The organism is Pseudoalteromonas denitrificans DSM 6059 (assembly GCF_900112265.1).
Classification (GTDB): domain Bacteria; phylum Pseudomonadota; class Gammaproteobacteria; order Enterobacterales; family Alteromonadaceae; genus Pseudoalteromonas; species Pseudoalteromonas denitrificans.
In genome coordinates this window covers 251,463-273,141 of record NZ_FOLO01000001.1, presented here as the reverse complement: position 1 = coordinate 273,141, position 21,679 = coordinate 251,463, and the positions used below count along the sequence as shown (strand labels likewise).

Annotated in this window: 18 protein-coding genes; 8 read left to right on the top strand and 10 right to left on the bottom strand. The window is 35.1% G+C overall.

Features of this window, described 5'->3' with window-relative positions; translation table 11 throughout:
- Nucleotides 1–216 precede the first annotated feature (216 nt).
- The 8 genes from rraB to BM088_RS01050 form a co-directional block, all read right to left on the bottom strand.
- Nucleotides 217–552, bottom strand: a complete 336-nt coding sequence (gene rraB / locus BM088_RS01085) for a ribonuclease E inhibitor RraB (RefSeq protein WP_091978970.1) — start codon at nt 550–552, stop codon at nt 217–219.
- Nucleotides 553–581: 29 nt separating this feature from the next.
- Entirely contained in the window at nt 582–1,280 is a 699-nt protein-coding gene (locus BM088_RS01080; protein WP_091978968.1) for a 1-acylglycerol-3-phosphate O-acyltransferase, read from the bottom strand.
- A 176-nt stretch (nt 1,281–1,456) separates the two neighbouring features.
- Nucleotides 1,457–3,754 carry a DNA topoisomerase IV subunit A gene (gene parC, locus BM088_RS01075; RefSeq protein WP_091978966.1) on the bottom strand — a complete coding sequence of 766 codons (2,298 nt, stop codon included), beginning with the start codon at nt 3,752–3,754 and terminating at the stop codon, nt 1,457–1,459.
- Between the two features lie 91 nt (nt 3,755–3,845).
- Nucleotides 3,846–5,735, bottom strand: coding sequence for a DNA topoisomerase IV subunit B (parE, locus tag BM088_RS01070; RefSeq protein WP_091978964.1), 1,890 nt, complete (start codon nt 5,733–5,735; stop codon nt 3,846–3,848).
- Nucleotides 5,736–5,797: 62 nt separating this feature from the next.
- Nucleotides 5,798–6,370, bottom strand: a complete 573-nt coding sequence (locus tag BM088_RS01065) for a YqiA/YcfP family alpha/beta fold hydrolase (protein ID WP_091978962.1) — start codon at nt 6,368–6,370, stop codon at nt 5,798–5,800.
- Entirely contained in the window at nt 6,367–7,152 is a 786-nt protein-coding gene (locus BM088_RS01060) for a metallophosphoesterase (RefSeq protein WP_091978960.1), read from the bottom strand. The genes BM088_RS01065 and BM088_RS01060 overlap by 4 nt, the downstream gene beginning before the upstream one ends.
- Complete coding sequence (locus BM088_RS01055) at nt 7,139–7,546, bottom strand: DUF1249 domain-containing protein (protein WP_281247122.1); 408 nt, start codon at nt 7,544–7,546, stop codon at nt 7,139–7,141. The genes BM088_RS01060 and BM088_RS01055 overlap by 14 nt, the downstream gene beginning before the upstream one ends.
- A 47-nt stretch (nt 7,547–7,593) precedes the next feature.
- Nucleotides 7,594–8,208: an NUDIX domain-containing protein gene (locus tag BM088_RS01050; protein ID WP_091978957.1), complete on the bottom strand. Its 615-nt coding sequence runs from the start codon at nt 8,206–8,208 to the stop codon at nt 7,594–7,596.
- 185 nt (nt 8,209–8,393) lie between these two features.
- On the opposite strand from BM088_RS01050, the gene tolC reads away from it, so the two are divergent.
- The 3 genes from tolC (at nt 8,394) to BM088_RS01035 (ending at nt 11,448) form a co-directional block, all read left to right on the top strand.
- Nucleotides 8,394–9,746 carry an outer membrane channel protein TolC gene (gene tolC, locus BM088_RS01045; RefSeq protein WP_091978955.1) on the top strand — a complete coding sequence of 451 codons (1,353 nt, stop codon included), beginning with the start codon at nt 8,394–8,396 and terminating at the stop codon, nt 9,744–9,746.
- A gap of 114 nt (nt 9,747–9,860) precedes the next feature.
- Nucleotides 9,861–10,787 carry an LpxL/LpxP family Kdo(2)-lipid IV(A) lauroyl/palmitoleoyl acyltransferase gene (lpxL, locus tag BM088_RS01040; RefSeq protein WP_091978953.1) on the top strand — a complete coding sequence of 309 codons (927 nt, stop codon included), beginning with the start codon at nt 9,861–9,863 and terminating at the stop codon, nt 10,785–10,787.
- 82 nt (nt 10,788–10,869) lie between these two features.
- A complete protein-coding gene (locus tag BM088_RS01035) occupies nt 10,870–11,448 on the top strand; it encodes a TcpQ domain-containing protein (RefSeq protein WP_091978951.1) in 579 nt (192 codons plus the stop codon).
- A gap of 146 nt (nt 11,449–11,594) precedes the next feature.
- Here the strand turns inward: BM088_RS01035 and glnE are convergent, their stop codons facing one another.
- On the bottom strand, nt 11,595–14,462 hold the full coding sequence (gene glnE, locus BM088_RS01030; RefSeq protein WP_091978949.1) for a bifunctional [glutamate--ammonia ligase]-adenylyl-L-tyrosine phosphorylase/[glutamate--ammonia-ligase] adenylyltransferase: 2,868 nt from the start codon (nt 14,460–14,462) through the stop codon (nt 11,595–11,597).
- 58 nt (nt 14,463–14,520) lie between these two features.
- On the opposite strand from glnE, the gene BM088_RS01025 reads away from it, so the two are divergent.
- The 5 genes from BM088_RS01025 to BM088_RS01005 all read left to right on the top strand — a co-directional run bounded on the left by BM088_RS01025 (nt 14,521) and on the right by BM088_RS01005 (nt 20,804).
- Nucleotides 14,521–15,408 carry a DUF350 domain-containing protein gene (locus tag BM088_RS01025; protein WP_091978947.1) on the top strand — a complete coding sequence of 296 codons (888 nt, stop codon included), beginning with the start codon at nt 14,521–14,523 and terminating at the stop codon, nt 15,406–15,408.
- A 63-nt stretch (nt 15,409–15,471) separates the two neighbouring features.
- Nucleotides 15,472–16,074, top strand: a complete 603-nt coding sequence (locus tag BM088_RS01020) for an XTP/dITP diphosphatase (RefSeq protein ID WP_091978945.1) — start codon at nt 15,472–15,474, stop codon at nt 16,072–16,074.
- 2 nt (nt 16,075–16,076) lie between these two features.
- Entirely contained in the window at nt 16,077–17,243 is a 1,167-nt protein-coding gene (gene hemW, locus BM088_RS01015) for a radical SAM family heme chaperone HemW (RefSeq protein ID WP_091978943.1), read from the top strand.
- Between the two features lie 98 nt (nt 17,244–17,341).
- Nucleotides 17,342–19,171, top strand: a complete 1,830-nt coding sequence (locus BM088_RS01010) for a DUF885 domain-containing protein (RefSeq protein WP_091978941.1) — start codon at nt 17,342–17,344, stop codon at nt 19,169–19,171.
- A gap of 118 nt (nt 19,172–19,289) precedes the next feature.
- A complete protein-coding gene (locus tag BM088_RS01005; RefSeq protein ID WP_091978938.1) occupies nt 19,290–20,804 on the top strand; it encodes a diguanylate cyclase in 1,515 nt (504 codons plus the stop codon).
- On the opposite strand, the gene BM088_RS01000 is transcribed toward BM088_RS01005, so the two are convergent.
- Complete coding sequence (locus BM088_RS01000; protein WP_091978936.1) at nt 20,784–21,641, bottom strand: RNA polymerase subunit sigma-24; 858 nt, start codon at nt 21,639–21,641, stop codon at nt 20,784–20,786. The genes BM088_RS01005 and BM088_RS01000 overlap by 21 nt on opposite strands.
- Nucleotides 21,642–21,679 lie beyond the last annotated feature (38 nt).

Below are 21,679 nucleotides of genomic sequence, written 5' to 3'. Positions count from 1 at the left end.
ATTTAGTTATTTATATTAATATGAAATATGATTGTTCGAAAGCATCACTATTGTTATTTACCAGAAATTAACACTAGATAATGTATTTGTCCACCTACAAAAACAAAGCTAATACTTTAGTGCCAGACAAAGGTAGAGAGAGATTAAATTAAAAAATACGATATTCATATACTATTTAAGAATAGTTTTAAATAGCATATGAATTGTAAAGAATGTTTATTCTTGGAAGTAAGTGCCCCAACCATCATATTCAACATCCATTTCTTTGGCTAAGGCAGCCAATTTATCAACATCTTCCATAATAACATCGACATTTAGTTCAGCTTCAACAACGATATCAAAACCCCAGACTTTACCACCATCTTCTAACTCTAGTTCAGCAGGATCTTCAACATCATAACCAAATTTAAAAGCCTCTAGAGCAGCACTTTCTAAACGTTTAAAGTCATCACATACAAAATGATGTTCTACTTCATAAAGTACTTCAGGATCAGAGCCATCTTCTAATAATGAATCAACTATGTCTTCACTTATTTCACGCCAGTTTTCCATTTTCTTTTACTCTTATTTTTTCAATTTACTTACAGCGCATCTAGCTGTTTGATCTTAGAGTCCATAATAGCATGAACTTCATTAGCTTGCTTACGAACACTAGCGTCTTTATTTAAAATAATGGGATCAAGGAATTCTATATATATAGTGCCATTATCCCAACGATTTAAATTAATCTTCTTATGTGTTGTACTCATACAGACAGGCACAACGGGCACATCAGCTTGTAAAGCAGTATGAAATGCACCTGTTTTTAACGGTAATAACCCTCGGCCATAACTACGAGTACCTTCAGCAAACATCCAAACCGATAAGTTTTTTTGCTTAATTTTATTTGCAGCTTTACTTATTGTTCCGACGGCTTTAGTTTTATTTTTACGGTCAATTAAAATATTACCCGATAACCAATAGAGCTGACCAAAAAATGGAATCCATTTCAGACTTTTTTTACCTATGCTTACTGTGCGTTTTGGAACGGCGCCTGTAATCGTAAAAATATCGTAACTATTTTGATGATTAGCCACATAAACAACGGATTGACTATCAGAACGAGGAGCGTTATTTATTTCTAATTTAATGCCTAATAATTTTGCGACTTGACTGTACCAGGTGGCACAACGATGTACATGATTTGGATGAAATGGAACAAGAATACACATTAACAGTCCTACTAAACCACTCATTAATATGAATAAAGCAATTAGAAATAAACGAATAACAGCTAACAAATGAAAGTCCCCATAAAAATGGCAAATATAATAAACGCGAGCAGTATACCTCATTTGATAAAAAATGCATGTTTTAGCTTACAAGTGTACGCTTTAAATGTTAATACTAAAATGTACTAATAAAAAAACAAAAACCCCTTTCGGGGTTTTTATAATATTAAGTTCACAATAAATGTTTAACTAATATTGTCAGATGCATCCGTTTCATTACTTCGTATTTTTAACTGCTCAACCTCAACTGAATCAACACGTTGCAGACCTCTTGGTAACTTATTACCTCTACGACCTCTATCCCCGTAATAATGTTCTAAATCACTAGGTTTAAGAGTCAGTTTTCGCTTACCAGCCAATAGAGTGACATGGCTATTTAACGGCACGACAGCCAGTACTTTTACAAACTCTTCACGCGTTTTAACTCTTGCTGTGGGTATTGAAATAATTTTATTGCCTTTACCTTTACCTAGCTTTGGTAAATCACGTAATGGGAATAATAACATTCGCCCTTCATTAGAAATGGCCAGACACATATCTGTTGCAATATCATTGACTTTACTTGGTGTCATTAACAAGGCAGCTTCAGGTACGCTAACTAAGGCTTTACCGCTCTTATTTTTACTGATTAAATCAGAAAAAGAAGTCACAAAACCATAACCGCCATCAGAAGCCATTAAAAATAAACTTTCATTTTCTGCCATTAAAACATGTTCAAAGTTCACACCAGCAATTAAATTAAATCGCCCAGTCAAAGGTTCTCCCTGACTTCTCGCTGATGGTAATCCATGGGCATCTAAAGTATATGCACGGCCACTTGAATCTAAGAAAATAGCAGGCTGATTACTACGCCCTTTTGCACAAGCACGGTATTCATCACCTGAGCGATAATTTAATCCTTGTGCATCAATATCATGACCTTTAGCACAACGCGCCCAACCTTTATCTGACAGCACTACAGTAACCGCTTCTGAAGGGATTAAATCTTTTTCGCTCATCGCTTTTGCTTCAGTACGCTCAATAACTGGTGAACGTCTGTCATCTCCATAAAGCTCAGCAGCTTCAATGATTTCTTTTTTGATTAAAGTAGACATGCGGCGCTCTGAGCCTAATGTCAGCTCTAATTTATCACGCTCTTTAGCAAGCTCGTCTTGCTCGCCGGTAATTTTGAATTCTTCTAATTTAGCAAGGTGGCGAAGTTTTAACTCTAAAATCGCTTCAGCTTGAATATCCGTCAGGTCAAAACGCGCCATTAATACTGGCTTAGGTTTATCTTCTGTGCGAATGATTTCAATCACTTCATCAATATTTAGAAATGCGACTAATAAAGCTTCTAAAATATGTAAGCGAGCTAATACTTTATCTAAACGGTATTGTAGTTTTCTACGCACTGTTTCACGTCTAAATACGAGCCACTCAGCTAAAATCGTTTTTAAATCTTTAACTTGTGGGCGACCATTTAAACCTAACATGTTTAAATTAACACGATAGCTTTTTTCTAAATCAGTTGAAGCAAACAAATGCGACATTAAAGGTTCAACTTTAACGCGGTTTGAACGTAACATGATCACGATGCGTGTTGGATTTTCATGATCTGACTCATCACGTAAGTCTGCAACCATAGGCAGCTTTTTAGCTAGCATTTGCGCTGCTATTTGCTCTAAAACTTTACCGCCAGAACATTGATGTGGTAAAGCTGTAATGACAATATCGCCATCTTCTTCTTCATAAACCGCGCGCATTTTCACAGAACCTTTACCTGTTTGGTAAATTTTTCTGAGATCTGCTTTAGGAGTTATAATTTCGGCATCAGTAGGATAATCAGGCGCTTGAACTAGCTCTAAAACATCATCAAGTTCAGTTTTAGGTTTATCTAATAATAAACAACATGCTTGTGCGACTTCTCTCACATTATGCGGCGGTATATCAGTTGCCATACCAACAGCAATACCAGTAATTCCATTGAGTAAGATATGTGGTAAACGTGCAGGTAAAACAACAGGCTCTTTCATGGTACCGTCAAAGTTAGGTGTCCAGTCGACAGTTCCTTGGCCTAATTCTTTCAGTAAAACTTCAGAAAATTTAGACAAACGCGCTTCGGTATAACGCATCGCAGCAAATGACTTAGGATCATCTGGTGCACCCCAATTACCTTGCCCATCTACTAATGGGTAACGATATGAAAATGGCTGTGCCATTAATACCATAGCTTCATAACAAGCACTGTCGCCATGAGGATGAAACTTACCTAATACATCACCTACTGTACGCGCTGATTTTTTATATTTTGCCGCTGCAGATAAACCTAATTCGCTCATCGCATATACAATACGACGTTGCACAGGTTTTAGGCCATCACCAATATGTGGCAATGCACGATCCATGATCACGTACATGGAATAATTAAGATAAGCGTCTTCTGTAAAACGCGCCATTGATTGTTGTTCTATGCCTTGCAAACTTAAATCTGTTGCATCAGTCATTGTTATTTATTCTCTTTAACTTTTTTATTCTGAGTACTAAAACACAAAACGCCGCTCTGTGATCTTTAATAAAGTTGTGCAGCCAATTTATTTATACTTCTGCACGATCGCCACTAGATTCAAGCCATTGTTTTCTGTCACTGGCGCGTTTTTTCGCTAACAACATATCCATTAATTCAATGGTATTGCCTTCATCATCTAAAGTAAGTTGCACTAAACGGCGGGTATTTGGATCCATGGTTGTTTCTCGTAACTGCAATGGGTTCATTTCACCCAGACCTTTGAATCGCTGTACATTCACTTTACCGCGTTTTTTCTCTGCAGCTATGCGATCTAATATGCCATCTTTTTCATCTTCATCAAGGGCATAATAAACTTCTTTACCAATATCAATACGATATAGTGGTGGCATGGCAACATAGATATGGCCTTTTTCAAGCAAGACTCTAAAGTGCATCATAAATAACGCACATAATAAAGTTGCGATATGCAAACCATCGGAATCAGCATCCGCTAAGATACATATTTTACCGTAACGTAATTGTGATAAATCGGTTGAGTCTGGATCCATGCCTATGGCAACAGAGATGTTATGTACTTCTTCTGATGCTAATATTTGGCCAGAATCGACTTCCCACGTATTTAAAATTTTACCACGAAGCGGCATTATCGCTTGAAAATCACGATCTCGAGCTTGTTTTGCAGAACCACCAGCAGAGTCACCTTCCACTAAAAATAGTTCAGTTCGTTCAACATCACTGGCTGAACAATCTGTTAATTTACCTGGTAATGCAGGGCCTGATGTAATTTTTTTACGAACAACTTTTTTAGCTGCTCGCATACGTTTTTGCGCATTTGAAATACATAGTTCAGCAAGTAAGTCAGCTTTATCTGTATGTTCGTTTAGCCATAAGCTAAATGCATCTTTTACAACACCCGATACAAATGCGGCACATACACGGGATGATAGTTTCTCTTTAGTTTGTCCGGCAAATTGCGGATCTTGCATTTTAACCGAAAGAATATAATTACATTTATCCCAAATATCATCAGGAGTCAGCTTCACACCGCGAGGTAATAGGTTTCTAAACTCACAAAATTCACGCATCGCCTCTAAAAGACCTTGGCGTAAACCATTTACATGAGTACCACCTTGCGCTGTTGGGATCAGGTTTACATAACTTTCAGCAATGCCTTCGCCACCATCAGGTAACCAAACAACAGCCCATTCAGCGCCTTCGGTTTCACTATTAAAATTGCCAATAAATGGTTGCTCAGGTAAACAGTCAAAACCTTTAACAGCTTCTTTTAAATAATCTTCTAAGCCAGCGGCATATTCCCATTCAAGTGTTTCTTTGGTTTGTTTATTGATAAAACGAATTTTCAAACCAGGGCATAAAACAGCTTTAGCTTTTAGTAAGTGTGTAAGCTTTAAAACAGAAAAGTTAGCAGAATCGAAGTATTTTGGATCAGGCCAAAAATGTACGCTAGTACCTGTATTTCTTTTTCCTACAGATCCTGTGATTGATAAGTCTTCAACTTTATCACCATTTTCAAAGGCCATTTGATATTGATTGCCTTCACGCTTTACAGTTACTTCAACACGTGTCGATAAGGCATTTACAACTGAAATACCGACACCGTGCAAACCACCTGAAAACTGGTAATTTTTATTGGAAAACTTACCACCAGCATGCAATTTAACAAAAATAAGTTCTACAGCAGGAATACCTTCTTCAGGATGAATATCTGTAGGCATGCCTCGACCGTCATCCACAATTTCCAAAGAATTATCAGTATGTAAAATAACATCAATTTTACTAGCATGCCCTGCTAGTGCTTCATCAACACTATTATCGATAACCTCTTGACCTAAATGGTTAGGTCGTGTGGTATCGGTATACATACCTGGTCTGTGTTTTACTGGATCTAGGCCATTTAATACTTCAATTGACCCTGCGTTATAATCTTGTTCACTCATAATTGCTATATTCTTACTTATTATTTATGTTTGATTAATTATTTTGATTAATTGTTTTATTTTTAAGCTATTTCTAAAAAATTAGCAATACTTTCAAAGTGACGCTCAAACTTTACAAAGCTATGATCGCCACCAAATTCTACTGTTTGCCTGCCATCAGCATAATATTTTACTGCATCTTGATAATTTAAAATTTCATCGGCTGTTTGCTGTAATAAATAAACTAATTGAGGCTGATGCAATTTAGCAATATGTATCTTCTTTAATTGCGCAACATGTCTCATTTCAAGTTGATAGTGATAGTCTTGGTATGGATTATATTGCTCACCTAAATACGTTTTCATTAAATTAAAAGGCATAACAGCAGGATTAACTAAAACTGCTTTAAGTCCAAATTTTTGCGATAAATAGGTCGCAAAAAAGCCACCTAAAGAACTACCAATTAAAACCGTATTACCATTAATTAATGATTCTAATGTAATTAATGCCGCTAATGGCTCATGATTTAAACATGGCACTAAGTATTCTACCCTATCATTAAACGTTTGTTTAAGATATTGACCAAATTGCTTTGCTTTAAATGATTCAGGTGAACTATTAAATCCATGCACATATATAACACGTACTTTATTCACTGTTTGGCTACCCAAACAATGCGCGTATTCACTAGCCCTTTCGCATTGATATCAATCAATCTATAGCCGGGGCCTAAATTTTCTTGCTGCCAATCACTTGTATTTTTTTTAAATTGAATTGATGTTGCTGGCGTTGCATAAATATCAATACCTTTATAGTTTTTGTCATATTCATTATGCACATGACCATGAACATACAAAGGTACTTTATTTGTTTCACTTAACTCAGTTAGTAATTGCTTACCATTGCTTAATATGTGTTTGTCTATATAACCATTAACAGCTAATGGGTGGTGATGTGCAAAGATAATACTTGGTTTATCACTATCATTTACCTGTTTTTTGATTTCCATTAATTCAGTGTTACTTATGAACCCTGATGGTGTTTCACTTTTGCTATTGAGTAATAAAATTTGAAAATGAGCCGTATCAATGCATTTATGGTTCAGTAAATTACTTTGATCTTTAAATGCAGCTGCAAACATCTCTAATTCATCATGATTACCTGGCAACCAAAATACCGGAAATTCGAGCTGTTCACTTTGAATTAAATCAACAAACCTCTCATAAGACGCAATAGTATGATCTTGTGTTAAATCACCACCAAAAATCGCTAAATCGGGTTTGTTAGTCTCGATATCTTTTAGCGTTTGTTTTAATGCTTGTGAAGTATTTACAGCAAAGTACTCACCGCTATCTTGAGAAAATAAATGACAATCCGTAAAATGTGCAATTGTGATACTTGACTTATTTATTTGATAACGACCATCAAACCAATCCATGATTCACATCCCACAAACAATTAGCACGACCATGCGTAATGCAATGATCCAGCCAATCTAATAAAAATGCATTCACCTGATATTTTTCATCTTTTTGATGCATTAAGGGGTTTGGATATTCATTTGAAGGTTTAATACGTTTTAAGTAATCTGGACTTATCACTTCAGCCATACGAGCATCATGATAAATACGTACAAGTAATTCAGGATTAATAAAACCCACAATATTACTGCTTGTTTGTTTAAATATAATATCAGTTGTAAAACGTGAAGTTGACGTTATCTCCAGTTGATAAGAAAAACGCTCAACATCTATCAAACTTGTATCACCAACCTCTTCCCTTTTGGGCATTAACTTCATGACCCTAAAAAAGTTCTGTTCGCATATTTTCATGAATGCTGGCAAATCCGGAATATATTTCATCGATTTAACTAAATGTGTCATAACTTAAACTTATCTAAATTTAATGCTAACCATTGTAAACAAATTACACTTGCTGCATTATCTATACAGCCTTGTTCTAGATATGTCATGGCCTCTAAGCGCGGTATAACATGTACTTTAATATCTTCTCCTTCATGATCTAAACCAAATAGTCCGCCAGATTGAGATAGGTCAGTTTGCGCTAAATACAAATATAAACGTTCCGTTGTACCGCCCGGGCTCGATAAATATGACAACATAAAAGTGAGGTTATCAAGCTCTAATCCCGCTTCTTCTTGCGCTTCTTTGATTGCAACTTTCTGGTAATCATCACTGCCATCAGCCATACCTGCTATACACTCTAATAACCAGGGACTCTTATCTAAAGTGGGATCTAAAGCTCCGATGCGTACTTGTTCAATTAACAAAACAGTATCATTTGCTGCATCATAAGGTAGCACAGCTACCGCATGACCTCTTTCTAAAATTTCACGATAAATAATATCTGAATACCCACCAGAAAATAGCTTATGCCGAAAGCCATAGCGTTCTATTTTAAAAAAACCTTTATATACAGCTTCTTTTTCAACAACTTCGATGTCGTCACTCTTGAAAATTGAAATATTGTTCATATATAGACCTAATAGCTATTGCACTAATACATATAAGTGTACTCTTACATCTTATTACAGAAAACAAAATATATTCTGTTACACTTGAACAGCTTATTTTACGTATTAATTTTTTCTGTTAGCGTAAAAACAGTTTAACATCTGTGCAATTAAATAAAGAATTATTGATAACGGACGCCATTTAAATGAATAAAAAAATTCTCTCTGCCCTTATTGGCTTAACTTGTAGTTTTGCTGCAAGCAGCAGCTTTGCTGATGATTTATTGCAAGTATATGAAATTGCAACGGCAAACGATCCAACCGTTTTAAAAGCAAAAGCTAATGCTGATGCACAAGCTTATGGAATTGATATTGCTTTGAGTTCTTTGTTACCTTCTATAAACTTTTTAGCTGATTATGATAAAAGTGACTCTGATTCAACTTCTACACAAGTAATCGATCCAGGCCCTTACATTATGAACAGTTCTGAATCTGATACATTTTCAAGAAAAATCTCTTTATCTCAAACTTTATTTGATTTGGGCGCTTGGAAAGCACTAGGCATATCAGAAAAACAAGCGATGCAATCAAAAGCAACTTATGATTTAGCTCAGCAAACCTTAATTGTACGTGTTTCAAACGCTTACTTTGCTGTATTAGGTAACCTAGATGATTTGGAATTTGTTCAGGCCGAAAAACGTGCCATTGAGCGCCAACTAGAACAAACTAAGCAGAGGTTTGCGGTTGGTTTAACAGCCATTACCGATGTACATGAAGCACAAGCACAATTTGATAATGCCGTAGCCCGTGAAATTGTGGCAAAGAATGATGTTGAGACTACACGAGAGCAACTTCGTGAAATCACAGGTAAGTATCACTCTAAATTAAACCCACTTAATACAGATAAATTTTCAACGGTTAATCCGGCGCTAAAAAGTGATGATTTCATTAAAACTGCAGAAAATAAAAACTTAGAGCTCCAAGTGGCAAAAGTTTCAGTAGATATTGCAAAAGAGCAAATAGAAAAAGCAAAAGCAGGACATTACCCTAAATTAACACTTAATGCGTCTTACACAGATTCTTTAATGGATTCAACATCGGGAACATCTGTATCTAATTTAAGACCTCGTTCGGATACAACCTCAATTGGTGTTACATTTTCAGTACCAATTTATTCTGGTGGTGGCACACAAGCCGCTGTAAAACAAGCAAGTGCTTATTTTGTTGGTACAAGTGAAGATTTAGAAGCATCACATCGTTCTGTGATCAGAAATGTACGCACCTCTTACAATCAAGTGGTATCAGACATCGCAACTTACAAAGCATTAGAACAAGCAGTTGTATCAGCACAAAGTGCATTACAAGCAACTGAAGCTGGTTTTGAAGTTGGTACTCGAACTATAGTTGATGTTTTACTAAGTACCCGAAACTTGTACGACGCTAAACGTAACTTGTCATCTGTACGTTACAGATATGTTGTTTCAACTTTAAGTTTAAAGCAAGCAGCTGGTACACTAAGTAAAGCTGATATTGAAGCAATTAATCGCGGTTTAAACTAGTAAATATTCAAAGGGGAGCATAAACCTCCCCTTTAGTTTTAATCTCTATCTTCAATAAACTGGTTTCCTCGTTTATACTCTTGCCTCTTTTAATACCTAACTTAGAGTTGCCTTGTGGTTAAAGATCCTAAATTTAAATTATACTTTTTACATCCTAAATTTTGGCTAACTTGGCTTGGTACTGCTATTTTATATGTCATTTCTTGGCTACCTTTCAAGTTTCAAATAGCCATGGGCAAGGGGCTAGGCCGCTTACTACATAAGTATTTTAAAAAGCGTAAACACATAGCACAACGAAACATCGAATTATGTTTTCCTGAAATGCCAAAAACACAACAATCAGCTCTTGTTCTTCAAAGTTTAGAAAATACAGGCATAGCAGTATTTGAATCTGGTATGGCATGGTGGTGGCCCGAGTGGCGCGTAAAGCGTCACCATGGAGACATTAAAGGATTTGAGCATATAAAAAAAGCACAAGAGTCTGGTAAAGGAGTTTTACTTTTAGTACCCCATATGCTTCATTTGGAGATGTCTGGCCGCATGATGGGCGTTTCACAAAATGGTGTTGGCTTTTATCGTCCTCACAATAACCCTTTAATTGAATACTTTATGACTAAAGGGCGCTTACGTTCCAATGAATACCTTATAGGCAAAAAAGACGTTAAAGGTTTATTAAAAGCACTGAGCAAACAAAAATTATGTTATTACTTACCCGATCAAGATTACGGAAGAAAACGTTGTGAATTCGTTCCCTTTTTTGCAATGACAGAAACGGCAACCACTACCGGTACTACTTTATTTGCTTCAAGTAAAAATTGTGAAACCATAGGTTTTAGCAGTAAGCGAACAACCGATGGTAAATATGATATTGAAATAACTCCTATATTTGAAAACTTTCCAACTGACGATAGTAAAACCGATTTAACCAAAATCAATCAACATATTGAATATGCGATTAATAATGCACCTGAGCAATATATGTGGCTCCATAGACGCTTTAAAACCCGCCCAGACAAAAACGCACCTTCGGTTTACAAATAAAAAAGCGATTCTTGGAGGGGATTGATCGACATAAAAAAAATGTTAATATGGCGATTCCCTTTATTGAGAGCTTTTCCTTATTATGTGGTTTTGGATTAAACATTTATCTTTAGCAATTATTTTAATTGCTGCAGCGGCTTATTTTCTATTAGCCGACGGTCCTCTCTACACCCCCTCGAAAGAAAAAAAATCCAATGCTGCGGCAGATGGTTTATCTAGTTTTTATGCATCAATTCGTGGTTCTTTAGATCGAGTATCTGCTGGTAGTGATTTTGTTAAAGATATAAAAATGCCTACAACAAAACTAACAACGGCATTGAAAGAACGCGCTGAAATAGTAAGACCTTCTACGGCAAAATGGAGAGGCACAGTGCAAAGCCGACGCTTCGAGTCTGGTAAAATGCTCAAATCAATTATGAATCAATATGCAAAAGATGAAGGTATTGCATTTTATTGGTATTTAAATAAAGATTATAAAGTAAAACATAATTTCAGAGTTGAAAATAACTTTGTAGCTACTTTGTATCAAGTAGGAAAAGCGATAGATAGCGACTTTGAGTATGATGTTAAAACTTTCTTCTGTTATAAACATCGTGCGGCTGTTATAACTGAAAAACCCTCTTTGTTCGTTCGTGAAAACTGCATCAAGGCCACAATGTAATATTGTAAATCATGGTTTGGAATGAATATGATTTCAAACCTATATCGGATTTTAACTCTCGTGACTCTGCGTAAAACTCAAAATGGTTTTCAACTTTAATTTCGACTACCTTAGTGTGATTAAACCCTTGAAGTATGCCTTTGAATCTAAAATCCGATAATCTCTTGCCATGCCTGATAAACATTATATTTATGCTGTTCAATATTTGCCTTACTTACAAGTTTATCTTGTTGTCGTAAACTTAATAAATGATATTGATCTCTATAATCACAATAAGCTTTAATAAGTTGTTCGCCTTTTTCTACCGAAATTAAACCAATTTTTCCCGCAGTTTTAAAAATACGGATATTATCAGGATAAAACATCATTTTTTCCTGATTGTGGCTATTTGCTAAAACTAAAAACTGCGCAATAAATTCAATATCAGCCATACCGCCTTTATCTTGCTTTAAGTCGAAAAATTCATTATTGCCTTTAGCTAAATGTTTACGCATTTTTTCTCGCATTTTTGCAACTTCCATTTGTAGTTCATTTTTATTTCTAGGTAAACTTAAAATTTGTTTTCTAATATCATGAAATCTTGATTCTAAATCGCTTTGACCAAAGATCATTCGCGCTCGTACCAAAGCTTGATGCTCCCATGTCCAAGCTTCTTTTAATTGATATTCAGCAAAGGTTTCAATATTAATAGCTAATAATCCTGAAGTTCCCTCAGGGCGCAAACGAGTATCTAATTCATATAAAATCCCTGAAGCTGTTCGCGTATTAAATAAATGCATTAATCTTTGTGCCAGTTTTAAATAAAATTGACGAGAATCAATTTGTTTAGCTCCGTTTGTTGACGAATTTCCGAGACAATTATGTAAGAAGACAAGATCAAGATCCGAACCATAACCCAGCTCAATGCCCCCCGCTTTACCATAGGCGATAACTGCAAAACCTTTATCTTCATCGGTTGCATCTTGCGGATAACCAAAGCGTTCAATCATTTGTTGCCATGCCAACAATACACTTTGCTCTACAATCGCCTCTGAGAGTGCCGTTAAATGGTTACTGACATTCATAATATCAAGCACACCTGTTGCATCCGCTGCTGCAATTCTTAACTGATAAGCTTGCTTAAACTGTCGTAGTGCTTCCATTTGTTGTTCTAAATCATCACTATCTATTCGTAAAAAATACTGGCGAATTTCATCTTTATAAGCATCAAGCTCTAAAGGTTGATATAAAACAGCTGGGTCAATCAACTCATCTAAGAGAATAGGATAACGTGCAAGCTGCTCACCTATCCATTTACTGTGACTACAAAGTGACACTAATTGTTTTAAAGTACCTTGATTTTCAAAAAGTAATTCAAGATAAGCTGTTCTCGAAGCCACTTTTAAAATGACCTTATTTATCAAACTAAAAATATTAACGCCGATATGTTGATTAGCACCAGCCAAAATTAACTGCTCCAATATTCTGGGCATTAATTTATCAAGGGTATCTCTACCACGACCCCCTATTTTTATTTTTATTAATTGTTGTTTAAATTCGGTTAACTCACTTTGCCATAAAACCTGTTCTTCATCTGAAAAACCATCATTATTTAATGAACTAAAATCTGCATTTATCCACAAATCTTCATATAAGGCTAGATCATCATCTAGAACTTCTTTTTCAGCTCCTACCATAAGGTCAAATTCACAATGAATATCACTCATAACACTTGAAACTTCACCTATCACGGCTTTGTAATCAGGTTTAGCCAGCAAAAAGGTCAGGCGTTGTTGATTTATTTCATCTATTGGTAATGTTTGAGTTTGTTCGTTATCGAAAATTTGTAAATATTGTTCAATTTTTCTTAAGTATAAATACCCTTGTTTTAAATTTTGTGCATTTTTATCTTCTAAGGCCCCCAATTCAACTAAGTGTTCAAGTGCTTTTAGTAAAGATTGTGTTTGTAGATTTACATCCCTACCACCTCTTATCATCTGAAAAGCTTGCACTACAAATTCAACCTCTCGAATACCACCAGCCCCCAATTTGATATTCCCTTTAAGGCCTTTACGCCTCACTTCTTGTGCTATCATAGATTTCATTTTACGAAGAGATTCAATCACTGAAAAATCAATATATCGGCGATAAACAAAGGGTCTTAATAAAGCATAAAATTCAGTCCTATATGCAGTTTCAAAATCAGGTAACATTTTTTTTATAGGGCATTTGAGTAATCGACCTTTGAGCATGGCATAACGTTCCCAATCACGGCCTTGCTCCTGATAGTAATCTTCCATCGCACTAAAGCTGAGTACCAAAGGTCCACTATCACCAAAAGGCCGTAATCGCATATCAACTCTGAAAACTTGACCATCGGGAGTCACCTGATTTAAAGCTGAAATTAGTTTCTGTGATACTTTAGTAAAAAAAACTTGTGCTTCAATACATCGCCTGCCACCTTGTGTTTCACAGTGTTCAGGGTAACTAAAAATCAAATCAATATCAGATGAATAATTAAGTTCAAACCCTCCTAGTTTTCCCATACCTAAAATGAGCATAGGCATCGCTTCACCGGCTTCATTGAGTGGTTTTCCATTTATTTTTGAAACTTGTTGATATGCCCATAGGTAAGCAGAATAAATTAAAGCATCTGACAATTTTGAAATATAATGAATACTATCTTCTATTGGTTTTTTTAAAACTAAATCTAAAAATGCCACCTTAAGCCAATAACGACTACGATATTCTCTTAATAATTTAAAACATGTTTGATCTGTTTCATTTAACATTTGATCATCAGTTAAAACAGGTAAGATATCGATTTTTTTTATTTCTTGTGTATCTAATAACCAGGTTTTTAATTCTGGCGTTTTTACCAAGGTTTTATAAGCAAAATCACTTAAAGCAAGCAGCTGTAATATAGGTAAATTTTTAGCACTATCATCAATTTTATCATTAACTTGATTGGGATAAATTTCAACAAAACGTTTTAACCCTAATTGATACAAAGACTCAGACAAGTTAATCGACATATATTTCTCCAAAAAATTCATATAAAATCTGATGATTCGAATACGATAGCACCACACTATGGATTATATCACTCTTTCAAATCAAGCATTTATCGCTCTTTCCTGTTCTTTTATTCTGGCCTTATTGGTAATTTTAATTGTTCGTTCAATAATAAAAAACAAATCTCCGCATGGCTTACGCAGAGAACTTGCACAAAAAGATAACTTTGCTATGGGTATAAGTTATGCTGCAACATTATTTACTGTACTGGTTGTAACCGGTTTTTTATTTAAAAATTTAAGTTTTACTGACATTCAAGCTGACGCTATTTATGGCTTTTTCCTTATGGTTTTTGCATTTGCCTATATACATTTAGGTAAAAGTATCCACGCTAAAATTATCTTAAAAGATTTTAACGAAGAAAAAGAAATTCAGCATAAAAATATCTGTGCGGCATTAGTTGAATCAGGCGTCATGATAGGTAATGGAGTGCTTATTCTGGGTTTATATAATTGGTCGCATGCACAAAGTTTAGATGGTTTACTCATACTTGCCGTTACTTTTATTCAACTCCAATTTTTTCTGTACTTAAATAGCCGTTGGCATGAGTACTTATTTAGTAAAGCTAACCAAGGTAGTTCTTTACAAAATCAATTTAAGTTTGAAAACATTTCACTGGGTTTGCGTTATGGCGGACAAACCTTAGGAACTTGTTTGGCCATTTATGCAGGTTTAGCAAGCACAAACTACTTTCCAGGTAAAATGGTCGAAAATTTACTTATGGTTGCACTTCACTGTGGTATTTTGATTTTTCTGCAGCAATTTTTAAGCGCACTAGCCATACGCTTAGCATTACCAAAAATAAATACCGAATCTGAAATTGACCAACAAGATAATATTGGCATTGCAAGCATAGAGTTAGCCGTTTATATTGCCGTCGGTTTATTATTAGTTAAGCTATTTTAAATAGCTTTTTAAAATAGTCATCAGTATGATCAACATTATGAGTAATTAATGATGTAGTTTTTCATGAATAAATTAGTATTAGCAACTGGTAACTTAGGGAAAGTTAAAGAGTTAAGCGATATGTTAGGCTCTTTAAATATCGAAGTACTGCCACAAAGTGAATTTAATGTGCCAGAAGTAGCTGAAACTGGCACTACTTTTGTTGAGAATGCGATAATCAAAGCACGACATGCAGCAAAAATTACAGGACTACCTGTGATTGCCGATGACTCAGGACTTGAAGTCGATGCTTTGAACGGAGCACCAGGTATATATTCTGCGCGTTTTGCAGGAAACGATGCCAACGATAAAGACAATATTATAAAATTACTATCAGATCTAGAAGCTGTTCCCGCTGAAAAACGTACTGCAAGGTTTTGGTGTGTATTAGTTTTAATGCGCCATGCAGATGATCCTACACCTTTAATTTGTCAAGGTTTTTGGGAGGGAAGAATTACAATTGAGGCAAGTGGTCTCAATGGCTTTGGTTATGATCCTGTTTTTTATGTCCCAGAGAAAGGTGTCACTTCAGCCGAATTAGATAAGGCTACAAAAAACACCTTAAGCCATAGAGGGAAAGCACTTAAGCAATTATTAGTTTTATTACAAAATAAGTTACAAGCATAAATATGATATTACCTGCATTAAGTTTATATGTGCATATACCATGGTGTGTACAAAAATGTCCTTATTGTGACTTCAACAGTCATAGCCAAAAAGGAGAAATACCTGAATCTGACTACATTCAAGATTTACTCAATGATTTAAAACAAGACTTACACTATGTGCAAGGGCGATATTTAAAATCTATATTTATTGGCGGTGGTACACCAAGTTTAATGACAGAAAAAGCCATCGCTGATTTGCTGTCTGGCATCAAAAAAATGATCCCTTTTGAAAAGAATATAGAGATCACTTTAGAAGCGAATCCAGGCACAGTAGAAACAGGCCGTTTTAAAGGCTATGTTAGAGCAGGTGTCAACCGTATATCTATTGGCATACAAAGTATGCAAAATGACAAACTTAAGGCCCTTGGTCGCATTCATGATGCTGATGAAGCAATTAAAGCAGCTGAACAAGCAAAAACATCCGGTTTAAATAGTTTTAATCTTGATTTAATGCATGGTTTACCAGGGCAAAGCTTAGAGGATGCATTAGGGGATTTAGAAAAAATAATTGCACTAAAACCTAAGCATATTTCTTGGTATCAACTCACAATAGAAGAAAATACACAATTTCATTCACGCCCACCTAAACTGCCTGAAGATGACGCTCTATGGGATATTCAAGAGCAAGGTCATTTATTATTACAAGAGGCCGGTTACCAGCAATATGAAATATCTGGATATAGCTTGGAAGAATATCAATGCCAGCATAATTTAAATTATTGGCGTTTTGGAGACTATTTAGGGATAGGTTGTGGTGCTCATGGTAAAATAACGCTGCCGGTGCAAAATAAAATATTAAGAACAGTTAAAATTAAACACCCTAAAGGTTATATGGCACCAAGTGAAACAGAACAAACTAAAAGTTATTTATTTAACAAGTGGTCTGTAGCACAAGATGAGTTACCTTTTGAGTTTTTTATGAACCGCTTGCGCTTATTTGAAGCGTTTAACCAAAGTGAATTTAGTGATTTAACCGGTTTGTCACTTAAAGTGGTCGATCAAGCTTTCGACAAAGCAAAAAAACAGGGCTTAATTGCACACTCTTTAACTCAAAACAACGCACCTCAATGGCAAGTCACCGCAAAAGGCCACCGCTACTTAAACGATTTGTTAGAATTATTTGTCTGACGATAAGATTCGTTACAAAATTCTGCTGGGTTTTAAAATGAGGGTATATACAATATCCTCAAATAATACTCTTCACATAAAGATAAAAAGGTTAAGTCATGCTCAAGTTCACACTTATTGCAACAGCAATCAGTACCGTTTTATTAACGGGTTGTCTACAAACTCAAACTACAAATTCAACCGATAAAGCTACTGACACAGTACAAACCACCCAAACTGAGTCACAAAAAGCCAATGCCTTTTTTGAAGAGTCATTTACGCGTGAAGTGATGCGCAGCCCTGTGTATCAATCATATATGGGTATTAAGAAAGATTATGATAAGTGGGATGATGGTTCTGAAGCGAGAACTTTAGAAGACTTTGCTCTCACTAAAAAAGACCTAGCTACTTTAAATGCAATAAATTACGACAAATTAGATGCTGCCACAAAAGTAAGCTACGACTTAATGAAGCAGAACCTAGAAGATACAATCGCCGACTTTAAATGGCGTTTTCATACTTATCCGGTTAATCAAATGTACGGTACACATTCTATGATCCCGGCATTTTTAATCAACCAACACCAAATTTCAAATATATCCGATGCTAAAGCTTATATATCGCGTTTAAATGGTGTACCAAGTGTATTTGCACAATTAGAAGAAGACTTAGAGATCAGAGCAAAAAAAGGTATTATAGCTCCTAAATTTGTTTTTCCTCATGTTATTGAATCAAGTAAAAATATCATAAAAGGTGCACCTTTTGAATCAGGTGAGGATTCAACTTTATTAGCTGACTTTAAACGTAAAGTTAATAAACTTGAAGTGAAGCAATCTGAAAAAGATATGCTTATTTCACAAGCAACTAAAAGCTTAGAATCAGCAATAAAACCAGCATACGAGAAATTAATTTCATATATCAAAACCCTTGAAATTCGTGCTGACAATAAAGACGGAGCTTGGAAGTTTCCAAACGGTAAAGACTTTTACAACAATGCTCTAGCACGCACAACCACAACAGATTTAACAGCTGAAAAAATTCATAATATAGGGTTAAGTGAAGTGACGCGCATTCATGATGAAATGCGTATCATAAAAGATAAAGTTGGCTTTAAAGGCGATTTAAAAGCCTTTATGCAATTTATGAAAACAGATAAACAGTTTTATTTACCAAATACAGAAGCAGGAAAACAAGAGTACTTAGATGGTGCTGTAAATATGATTGATACAATGAAATCCCGCTTAGATGAGCTATTTATTGTAAAACCTAAAGCAGATCTTGTTGTTAAGCGCGTTGAAGCATTCCGTGAAAAAGCTGCCGGTAAAGCCTTCTATCAGCAACCAGCCCCTGATGGTTCACGCCCTGGTTACTACTACGCCAATTTATACGATATGGAAGCAATGCCAACTTACCAAATGGAAGCGCTTGCTTATCATGAAGGCATCCCAGGCCATCACATGCAAATTGCGATAGCGCAAGAGCTTGAAGATATGCCTAAGTTTAGAAAATTTGGTCGTTATACCGCTTATGTTGAAGGTTGGGGCTTATATTCTGAATTTTTACCAAAAGAAATGGGGTTATATTCAGACCCATATTCAGATTTTGGCCGTCTATCAATGGAATTATGGCGTGCATGTCGTTTAGTTGTTGATACTGGTATTCACGCTATGAAATGGACTCGCCAAGAAGGTATAGACTATTATGTAAATAATACGCCAAATGCCACTTCTGACGGCATTAAAATGGTTGAGCGTCATATCGTAATGCCTTCACAAGCAACTGCTTATAAAATTGGCATGCTGAAAATTTTAGAACTTCGTAAAATGGCAAAAGAGAAGCTAGGTAATAAATTTGATATTCGTGAATTTCATGATGTTGTACTTAAGAATGGACCTTTACCACTCAATGTACTTGAAAACTTTGTAGATCAATATATTGCTTCAAAATAATACTAAGTAAGTAAATAAAAAGGGCCTTATGGCCCTTTTTAATTCATCTATATTATTCACAATGTTATAAAAATTAAACTAAGCTCATAGAGTTACAACTAAAAATAAGAGTTTAATTTTGCCTGACCACAAAACAATTGTTTATGCTGACTTTAATTGTCCTTTTTGTTATGTTTTGCATCAAAGGCTAGATAACTTAGGTTTACTTAATAAAGTCAACTGGCGTGTTATTCAACATGCTCCAGGAGCCAGTTCTTCTTCAAACGATCCGAAACAGCTCGACTTACTAAAAACTGAATATCAATTAGTACTTAAACGTGCACCTGAAATAAAAATAATAAATCCTAATTTAATACCAAATACCGAGTTAGCGAATAATTATCTATTGACCATCATGCAGCAATATCCTGAAAAAACACATATGTTCAGAAGCTTAGCTTATGAAGCTCTATGGCTTAATAATTTAGATATCTCTGAAAAGAGTATATTAGAAAGTATAATCGAACAAATAAATATCAAGCCGCTATCTTTACCTCAAAAATTTGATAATAAACTAGATAGTTGGCAACAACTTTGGTTTCATGGTGATTTTGACTTACGTATTCCTGCACTCACCAATAACCGAGGTGAGGTCATGTTAGGCCTTCAAAATGCAAAAAGTTTAAATAACTTTATAAAGTTAGGCATTAAAAATAATAATGAAAATAATAATGTGTGTGGTTTTAAGGCAAAAGATAGAATTGATATTTTATGCTTACCTGATAGCGAAGCAACCTTAATATCATTAAGTGAAAATGAAAGCTTTGAAATGGTTTTCCATAACAAGATTTCAGAGTTATTTAAAAGCACTATAAAACACCATCCTTGCTTAATTCTTGTTGAAAGTAAACTTGATATGCAATTTAGCCTATGTAGTCGTATTAATGAAAATCAAAATATAACCATTCCAATCATTTACTTTCAAAATAGCACATTTGAAAGCCAAGAGATGCAAGCTTTATATATGGGGGCAAGTGACTATCTACATTTCCCACAACAAAAAAATAGTTTTTTCGAACGATTAAAAGTACATGTACGTTACAAAAAAAGACTTGATATATTGGCAAACCATGCAACTCATGACCCACTAACTGGTTTATTTAATCGTAGAGAGATTGATGATTTTCTTGAAAGAAACTGGCGAAATGCATGCCGTTATAAAACAGAAATAGGCGTATTAATAATAGATATTGATTATTTTAAGGATTATAACGATCATTATGGTCATATTAATGGTGATGAAGCTTTAATAAAAGTAGCAAGCGCATTAGAGCTTTCATTATTTAGGGCTGATGATTTAGTTGGGAGAATTGGTGGTGAAGAATTTATTGTTGTTGTCAATCAAACCCAAAACCAAAGCTTATTAACACTTGCACAGAGAATACATGATAAAATATCGGCCATTAATATCCCCCATGCAAAAAGTAAAGCCTCAAAAAAATTAACCGTTAGTATAGGGATTGCTATAAGTCAGGCACATGCAGATAATAACTATCATATGCTATTAGAGTATGCCGATAAGGCCTTATATTTTGCAAAATCAAACGGCAGAAATACCAGTGAATTTGCACAACTACCCGCCCCCACTTATTAAACCCACCCCTTTTTTTGTTAAAGTAGCTTGATGTAAGTGATAAAACATTAAATCTTGATGCAAAATACACTCTTGTGTATCAATTTCAACTAAGTCTCTCATTAACTCTAAAATAGACCAAAAACTTAAATCCCCCATAAAAGGCACTTCTTCTAACTGTTGATTTACACCAAATAACTGTGCAAGTGAAAGCGGTTTTTCTGTTAAAGCATCAAGTATTTGCCATTGAGTTCTAGATAGCTCAGGAGCTGGAGGCGTTTCTTCAATAAAGCGTATGATAGCGTGTTTTAAGTTCGGCCAATATTTAAAATCATATTCTAAACATTGTTGTAATTTAACACTCTGCTCTGCCCGATTTGAAGTTAATGCTTGCCAAATATGATCTGTTAATTTATAAAACGACTTTTCAGGTGAGAATCGAGTTTTAAAATATTGTTTTATATGTTCAGCATTGTGTTCTCTTGGTGGTAAATGATCCGGTAAAAAGACTATTTTTAGATTACTTTGCTCTAATTGAGCGTTTTGAAACCAAGCTAAAAACTGTAAGCCAATCAAACAGTCAAATAACTCAGGTGTGAGCCATAAGATAACTTCATCTGTGGCCTCCAATGATAATAAAGCTTCATCCCTTTGCTTAAATTTTAATTTCACTTGAGCCAACGCAATGCAAAAAAATTCAGCTAAAAATTCACTGCGGTATAAACTAATTTTCTCAATGTTTGTTTCTGATGTGATAGGACCATGATGAAGTACATCCTGCCAGGCTTGAAATTGCCCTTCGATACCTATTTTTTTTAAATAACTATTGCCATTATCTCCATTAGTAATATGTAACATGCCTTTCCTATTTTCGTTTAAGCTCAGTCAAGTAGTTA